At 65.8% G+C, this 7,906-nt stretch carries 4 protein-coding genes; 2 read left to right on the top strand and 2 right to left on the bottom strand.

Features of this window, described 5'->3' with window-relative positions:
- Positions 1–243 precede the first annotated feature (243 nt).
- Entirely contained in the window at positions 244–1,794 is a 1,551-nt protein-coding gene (locus GGD63_RS39735; RefSeq protein WP_183250632.1) for an AMP-binding protein, read from the bottom strand.
- 17 nt (positions 1,795–1,811) lie between these two features.
- The gene (locus tag GGD63_RS39730; protein WP_183250631.1) at positions 1,812–2,966 is read right to left on the bottom strand and encodes an iron-containing alcohol dehydrogenase; all 1,155 of its coding nucleotides are present in this window, start codon (positions 2,964–2,966) and stop codon (positions 1,812–1,814) included.
- Positions 2,967–3,392: 426 nt separating this feature from the next.
- On the opposite strand from GGD63_RS39730, the gene GGD63_RS39725 reads away from it, so the two are divergent.
- Both GGD63_RS39725 and GGD63_RS39720 read left to right on the top strand, forming a co-directional pair.
- Positions 3,393–4,598 carry an efflux RND transporter periplasmic adaptor subunit gene (locus tag GGD63_RS39725; protein WP_183250630.1) on the top strand — a complete coding sequence of 402 codons (1,206 nt, stop codon included), beginning with the start codon at positions 3,393–3,395 and terminating at the stop codon, positions 4,596–4,598.
- Positions 4,595–7,753, top strand: coding sequence for an efflux RND transporter permease subunit (locus GGD63_RS39720; RefSeq protein ID WP_183250629.1), 3,159 nt, complete (start codon positions 4,595–4,597; stop codon positions 7,751–7,753). The genes GGD63_RS39725 and GGD63_RS39720 overlap by 4 nt, the downstream gene beginning before the upstream one ends.
- Positions 7,754–7,906: the final 153 nt, after the last annotated feature.

Here is a 7,906-nt window from a genome sequence, read left to right as displayed (position 1 = left end):
TCTGGCTCACGGACGGCTCCTGTGAATGGGTGTGTGACAACCTCATTCTGGCACACCTGATGCCGTAGGGGGCCGTCCACACCATCAGCCACAGGGAGGAGTTTGGCGAAGACTCGGAGTTGCCAGCTCATGCCATGACTTCTCCCTGGGGTTATGTCGTCCCGGGCTCGCGACTTCGGTGGCGCCCCGGGACGACAGCGGAGCTTGTGGCGCTCGCTCGCGTACGTTGCGCAGCAGCACCCCTCACACAATCCGCGACGTCTTGTTCCCCCAGTACCGGTCGCGCAGCAGCCGCTTGTACAGCTTGCCCGTGGGCAGGCGGGGCAGCTCCTTCTCGAAATCCACCGAGCGCGGCACCTTCTGCCGCGACAGCGACTGGCCGCAGAACGCGATCAGTTCCTCGGCGAGCGCGGGGCCGGGCACCACGCCCGGCATCGGCTGCACCACCGCCTTCACCTCCTCGCCGAGATCGGGATTGGGCACGCCGAACACCGCGGCATCGGCGACCTTCGGATGGGTGATCAGCAGGTTCTCGCATTCCTGCGGATAGATGTTCACCCCGCCCGAGATGATCATGAAGGTCGCGCGGTCGGTGAGATAGAGGAAGCGATCGGCGTCGACATAGCCGACGTCGCCGACCGTGCTCATGCTGCCGTCGGCCGAGCGCGCCTCCTTGGTCTTCTCCGGATCGTTGAAATATTCGAACGGCGATCCCGTCTTGAACCAGACCTGGCCGGGCGTGCCGGTCGGGCATTCCCGCATGTTCTCGTCGAGAATGTGGAGGTCGCCGAGCAGCACCTTGCCGACGGTGCCGCGATGCGCGAGCCATTCCTCGCTATTGCAGGCGGTGAAACCGAGGCCTTCGGTGGCGCCGTAATATTCGTGGATGATCGGCCCCCACCATTTGATGATGTCGTCCTTGACCAGGGCCGGGCAGGGCGCCGCCGCATGGATCGCGATCTCCAGCGACGACAGGTCGTAGCGCCTCCGCACCTCCTCCGGCAGCTTCAGCATCCGCGAGAACATCGTCGGCACCAGCTGGGTGTGGGTGATGCCCCATTGCTGGACGAGCTGGAGATAGCGCTCGGGATCGAAGCTCTCCATGATGATCACGGTGCCGCCCATGCGGATCGTGAGGTTCACGGCAGCCTGCGGCGCCGAGTGATAGAGCGGTGCCGGCGACAGATAGATCATGCCCTCACGGTAGTGCCAGAGTTTGGTGAGGAAATCGAACAGCGGCAGATTGTGCTTGGGCGGCTCCTCCGGCAGCGGCCGCAAAATGCCCTTCGGCCGTCCCGTCGTGCCCGATGAATAGAGCATGGCGGTGCCGAGCCACTCATCCGCGATCGGTGTCTTCGGCAAGTCGGCGGTCACCTCGGCGAGGCCGACGATGCGCTCGCTCTCGCCGGGACCATCGGCGACGATGCAGAGCTTGACGTCGGGGCAGGCCTTGATCGCCTCGCGCGCGATGTCGAGCTTCGCGACCGACGTGATCAGGATCTTCGACTGGCTGTTGACGAGGAGATAGGCGAGCTCGCCCGGCGTCAGGAAGGAGTTGATGCAGGTGTAGTACAGCCCGGACCTCTCGCCCGCGCCGCAGGCCTCGAGATAGCGCGAATTGTTCTCCATGAAGATCGAGTAGTGGTCGAGCCGCTTCAGGCCGTGCTTGCGGAACAGGTGCGCCAGGTGATTGCTGCGCGCCTCGAGCTCACGATAGGTGACGGCCTCGCCGGTCGCCACCATGATGAACGCGGGCTGCAGCGGACGCAGGCGGGCATAGTGACCAGTGTACATCTATCCTCCGGCTTGGATCATGCGGCAAGAGACAGGATTTCCTTGATGTCGGCGGGACCGTTGATCTTGCGCGGGTTGCGCGGGATCCAGTTCGTGCGCATGGCCTGCTCGGCGATCCCGTCGAAATGCTCCGGCAACACGTGCACGTCCGCGAGGCTGCGCGGCATGCCGAGCGAGCGGATGAAGGCATCCAGCACGTCGGCGGCGTCGTGGCCGGGATAGCCCATCGCGGCGGCGACGATCACCTGGCGCTCGGCATTGTCGCGCGCATTCCAGCGCATCACCGCCGGCAGCATGACGCAGGAGGTGTAGCCGTGCGGCACCTCGAAGGCCGCGCCCAGCACGTAGCCGATGCCGTGGCTCGCGCCCATCGGCACGCCGGCTGCGAGCGCGCCCATCGACAGCCAGGTCCCGATCTGCGCATCCATGCGCGCATCGAGGTCGGATGGATCGGCCTTCACCCGCGGCAGCGCATCGGCGAGCATGGCAAGGCCCTTGACCGATTGCGCATCGGCGTAAGGATGCGTCTCGCGCGAGCAGATCGCCTCGACGCAATGGTCGACGGCGCGGATGCCGGTCGAGAGGAATAGCCATTCCGGCGTATGCACGGTGATGCCTGGGTCGAGGATGGTCGCGCGCGGCACGGTGAGCGGATGCCGCAGCATCTGCTTCACGTTGATGCTGCGGTCGGTGACGCCGGCGATCGAACTGAACTCGCCGCCGGCGATCGTGGTCGGCACGCTGACCTGGCGCACGGTCGGCGCGTTCATCTCGGGCGCGACACCCTTGTGCACGCGGATGCGCTCGATGCCGTCGATGTCGTCAATGCTGTTGGCCAGACAGAGCTGCACCGCCTTGGCGCCGTCGGTGATCGAGCCGCCGCCGACGGTGACGATCAGGTCGGCACCCGCCTCACGCGCCGCATTGGTTGCCGCGATCACCGCCTCGCGCGGCGTGTGCGCCGGCATGGCGTCGAACAGGCCGGCGCAGCGGGAACCCAAAGCTTGCTTGATCTTCTCGATCTCGTCGGTCTGCCGGTTCAGCGTGCCTGATACCATCAGGAAGGCGCGGCGGGTTCCCAGCCGGTCCATCTGCGCGACGATCGCGCCAGCCGCCGGATGGCCGAACACGACCTCCTCGATCGCGCCGTAAACGACACGTCCCTGGTACACGCCTGTCCTCCCCGGACAATTCGTCTTGTTTTGTAAGGAGAAGTCTAGCCGAGCGGCCGCCGCCCGTCATGTGCGAAGACGCTGGCGAGTCTCTCTCTTCTCCCTCTCCCCGTTCTTACGGGGAGAGGGTCGGGGTGAGGGGCCCTGTCCGCATTCTCGGTGGGAGTTGGACTCGCGGAGGCTCCCCCTCACCCGGATCGCATCTTGCGATGCGCTCCGGCCTCTCCCCGCACGCGGGGAGAGGCGAAGAAAGGTCCGCGTGCGTGGCCAGCCCTTCTCCTGTCAACCCGCCATCCGGTCAGGGCATGCGGCGGGGCATTGCGCGGGCATTGGTCTTGAAGAGTTCATCATTGCCACCCATGTTGTGTCCCCCGCGAGCGGACGCGCACCCTGCATTTTCCGCGGCTTTTGATGCGAGGACCTGGGATGACTGGACCGGACGGAAGCGAGCCATTTGTCAAAAAGCACGATTTCGTTCAGCCGCGGCATTACGCAATGGCGAGCCTGCTCACTGCAGCATTCGCGCTCGCCGGCTGCGGACAACCGACCTCGCAGGCTGCCGCTCCGCCGCCCGCGCCGGTGACCGTGGCCCAGCCGGTCAAGCGCACCGTCACCGATTGGGACGAGTTCACCGGCCGCTTCGAGGCGGTCGAGGAGGTGCAGGTTCGCCCCCGCGTCGGCGGCTTCGTCAACTCGGTGGAATTCCAGGACGGCGCCATCGTGCATCAGGGCGATCTGCTCTACGTCATCGACCCGCGCCCGTTCGAGGCGGTGGCCGAGCAGGCCGACGGACAGCTCTCCGATGCGCGCGCCAAGGTGGAGCTTGCCAAGCGCGAGCTCGATCGCGGCCTGAACCTGGTGCAGACCAGCGCCGTGTCCGAGCAGGTCGTCGACCAGCGCCGCCAGGCCCTGCAGGCCGCGCACGCCGCGGAAGTGCAGGCCGAAGGTGCGCTGAAGGCCGCCAAGCTCAACATCGAATTCACGCATGTGACCGCGCCGCTCACCGGCCGCGTCAGCCGCCATCTCGTCAGCCCGGGCAATCTCGTGCAGGGCAGCGACACCGGTACCTCGACGCTGCTCACCTCGATCGTCGCGCTCGATCCGATCTACGTCTATTTCGACATGGATGAGGCGACCTTCATCAAATACAGCAAGCTGTGGTTCGAAGGTAAGCGCCCGAGCTCGCGCGACACGGCGAACCCGGTGCAGGTGTCGCTCGCCGGCGAGACCAAGCCGTCGCATGAGGGCACCATCAACTTCCTCGACAACCGCCTTGATGTCTCCACCGGCACCTTGCGCAGTCGCGCCGTCATCAAGAACACCGATCTGTCGATCCTGCCCGGCCAGTTCGGCCGCGTCCGCCTGATCGGCAGCGCGCCCTATGAGGCGCTGCTGATCCCTGACGTTGCTGTTGCGACCGACCAGTCCCGCAAGATCGTGTTCGTGGTCAAGCCGGACGACACTGTCGAGGCGCGCCCCGTGGTGCTCGGTCCGCTCGACGACGGCCTGCGCGTGATCCGCGAAGGCTTGAAGGCGGAGGACCGCGTCATCGTCAACGGTATCCAGCGCGCCCGTGTCGGCGCCAAGGTCGCCCCTCAGACCGCGCAAGCCCCGGCCGGTGGCAAGTCATGAACCTCGGCCGTCTCTCCATCAACCAGCCCATCCTGGCGATGGTGCTGTCGATCGTGCTCTTGATCGTCGGTGCGCTCGCCTACACCACGCTGCCGGTCTCCGAATATCCGCAGGTGGTGCCGCCCACCGTGGTGGTTACGACGCAATATCCCGGCGCCTCCGCGCAGACCGTGTCCGACACGGTCGCTGCTCCCATCGAGCAGGAGATCAACGGCGTCGAGGACATGCTGTATCTCTACAGCCAGGCCACCTCGAACGGCCAGCTCACCATCACCGTCACCTTCAAGCTCGGTACCGATCTCGACAAGGCGCAGGTGCTGGTGCAGAACCGCGTCGCGATCGCGCAGCCGCGCCTGCCCGAGGAGGTCCAGCGCAACGGCGTCACCACCCGCAAGAACTCGCCCGACATCCTGATGGTCGTGTTCATGCTGTCGCCGGACGACACGTTCGACCAGCTCTACATCTCCAATTACGCCCTGCTCCAGGTCCGCGACCAGCTCTTGCGCATCGACGGCGTCGGCGACATCCAGATCTTCGGCGCGCGCGATTATTCGATGCGGCTGTGGCTCGATCCTGACCGCATCGCCAATCTCGGCCTGACCTCGACCGAGGTGCTGGCGGCGATCCGGGCCCAGAACGTACAGATCGCGGGCGGACAGATCGCCGAACCGCCGATCGCGGACCGCGCCTTCCAGCCGAACCTCACCTTCACCGGGCGGCTCAAGGACCAGAAGCAGTTCGAGGACATCCTGATCAAGGCCGGCTCCGACGGCCGCACGGTGCGGCTGCGCGACGTCGCCCGCATCGAGCTCGGCGCGCTGGCCTATTCCACCAACAGCTTCCTGCTGCGCAAATCGGCGGTCGCCATGCTGGTGACGCAGCGGCCCGGGTCGAACGCGCTCGCGACCGCGAAGCACATCTCCGACACCATGACGAAGCTGAAGGAGAGCTTCCCCAAGGGCCTTGACTACAATATCGGCTACAACCCGACCGAGTTCATCGCGCAATCCGTCCATGAGCTGATCAAGACCATCTACGAGGCCATGCTGCTCGTGGTCATCGTGGTGCTGGTGTTCCTGCAGGGATGGCGGCCCGCGATCATTCCGATCATCGCGATTCCCGTCTCGCTGGTCGGCACCTTCGCGGTAATGGCGGCGCTCGGCTTCTCCATCAACAATCTCACCTTGTTCGGCCTCGTGCTCGCGGTCGGCATCGTGGTCGACGACGCCATCGTGGTGGTCGAGAATGTCGAACGCCATCTTGAGCACGGCCTGAGCCGGCGCGATGCCGCGCTGAAGACCATGGAGGAAGTCGGCGGCGCGCTGGTTTCGATTGCGCTGGTGCTGTGTGCGGTGTTCGTGCCGACCGCGTTCCTCGGCGGCATTTCCGGGCAGTTCTTCCAGCAATTCGCCGTCACCATTGCGGTCGCGACCGCGATCTCGTGCTTCTGCTCGCTGACGCTGTCGCCGGCGCTGGCCTCGCAGATCCTCACGCCGCATGAAGAGAAGCGGCCGCCGGCGAGCTGGAATGTCATCGCGCGAGCGTGGGGTGCCTTCACCGGCGTGTTCAACCGCGCCTTCGACCGGCTCTCGCACGGCTATGCCGGCCTTGCCAATTTCGTGATCCGGCATTCGGTGGTGATGCTCCTGATCTACGTCGTGCTGATCGGCAGCGCCGGCTGGCTGATCGTGACCACGCCGCAGGGCTTCATCCCCGCGCAGGATCGCGGCTACGTCATCATCTCCGTGCAATTGCCGGGCGCGGCTTCGCTGGCGCGCACCACCGAGGTCGTGCGCGAGATCGAGCGGATCTCGCTGGATACGCCCGGCATCGTCCGCGTCGCGGCCTTCGCCGGCTTCTCCGGCGCGACACGCACGCAGGCCGGCAATGCGGCGGCGCTGTTCCCGGTGTTCGACGAGCCCGAGGTGCGGATCAAGAAGGGATTGACCGCCAATGCGATCACGGCCGAGCTGCGCAAGCGTTTGCTGGCGATCCAGGGCGCCTTCATCATCGTGATTCCGCCGCCGGCCGTGCCCGGCATCGGCACCGGCGGCGGCTTCACCATTCGCATCCAGGACCGGCAGGGCCGCGGCCCCGAAATGCTTGCGGCCGCGACCGACGAGCTCGTTGCCGCCGCGCGCAAGGCGCCGACCCTGACCTCGGTGTTCTCGCCGTTCACGGCCAACACGCCGCAGCTCTTCGTCGACATCGACCGCACCAAGGCGCAGAAGCTCGGCGTGCCCATCGCCAACATCAACGACACCATCCAGACCTATTTCGGGTCGACCTATGTCAACGACTTCAACCTGTTCGGCCGCACCTATCACGTCACCGCGCAGGCCGATTTCCCGTTCCGCAAGGAATCCAGCGACCTCTCGCGCCTGCGCACCCGCAACGCGTCCGGCGACATGGTGATGCTCGGGAGCGTGGTCGAGTTCAAGGACGTCTCGGGCCCGGACCGCGTCGCGCGCTACAATCTCTATGCGGCGTCCGAGCTGCAGGGCGAGCCGGCGCCGGGCACCAGCTCGACCACCGCGCTCAACACCATCAAGAAGCTCGCGGACGACACGCTGCCGAGCGGCTTCACCTTCGAATGGACCGATCTGTCGTACCAGCAGGTCACCGGCGGCAGTGCCGGCCTGCTCGTGTTCCCGATCTGCGTGCTGTTCGTCTACCTCGTGCTCGCCGCGCAATATGGCAGCTGGACCCTGCCGTTCGCGGTGATCCTGATCGTGCCGATGTGCCTGCTCGCTGCCACCATCGGCGTCCGCATCATGGGGCAGGACGTCAACATCCTCACCCAGATCGGCTTCGTTGTGCTGGTGGGACTGGCGGCGAAGAACGCGATCCTGATCGTCGAGTTCGCGCGCGACATCGAGAACGAAGGCAAGCCGCGGCTGGAGGCCGTAATCGACGCCTGCCGCCTCCGCCTGCGGCCCATCCTGATGACATCCTTCGCCTTCATCCTCGGCGTGCTGCCGCTGGTGATCTCGACCGGCTCCGGCTCGGAGATGCGCCAGGCCGTCGGCGTCGCCGTCTTCTTCGGCATGATCGGCGTCACCCTGTTCGGGCTGTTGTTCACGCCGATCTTCTATGTGGTGGTGCGGAACCTGGCGGAAGGACGGAGGGACAAGAAGCCGGAGGTGGTGGGCTGAGGTCGGCTTTTGGCCAATGGTGCGTCCTCAATCACGGTGTCGTCCCGGACAAGCGCAGGCGCAGATCCGGGACCCATATGTGGACGGCCCCCGTGGCACAAGAGCATTTTGAGGTTTGATCGGATCGCTTGCATCCATATGTCCGGCCTGTCG

Source organism: Bradyrhizobium sp. cir1 (assembly GCF_014198245.1).
GTDB lineage: Bacteria > Pseudomonadota > Alphaproteobacteria > Rhizobiales > Xanthobacteraceae > Bradyrhizobium.
Note: the sequence above shows the minus strand (reverse complement) of the source record. Positions and strands in the feature narration are given on the sequence as shown.